Raw genomic sequence first — 254 nt, forward strand, 5'->3', positions numbered from 1 at the left:
ACCGCCTGGGGCTTCGAGACCTACGTGCTGGTGCAGAACCCCAACCCCGAGCCAACCGAGGTCACCTTCACTTTCATGAAGCCCGGTGGGGAGGTGCGGGAGGACACCTTCCCCGTGGGCGGCAGCTCTCGCTTAACCATCCTGGTCAACTCCTTAGTGGAGGAGAGCGACGTCTCCACCAGGGTGGAGGGAGGGCTGCCCATCATCTGCGAGCGCGCCATGTACTGGAACGGACGCGCGGGCGGGCATGTATC

Annotated in this window: 1 protein-coding gene; it reads left to right on the forward strand. The window is 64.6% G+C overall.

Annotation, left to right across the window (positions count from 1 at the left end; translation table 11 throughout):
• The coding region (locus tag QME84_12785) for a hypothetical protein (protein MDI6875139.1) at positions 1-254 on the forward strand (254 nt) is incomplete at both ends.

The sequence above is a fragment of the Actinomycetota bacterium genome, assembly GCA_030019255.1.
GTDB lineage: Bacteria > Actinomycetota > Geothermincolia > Geothermincolales > RBG-13-55-18 > Solincola_A.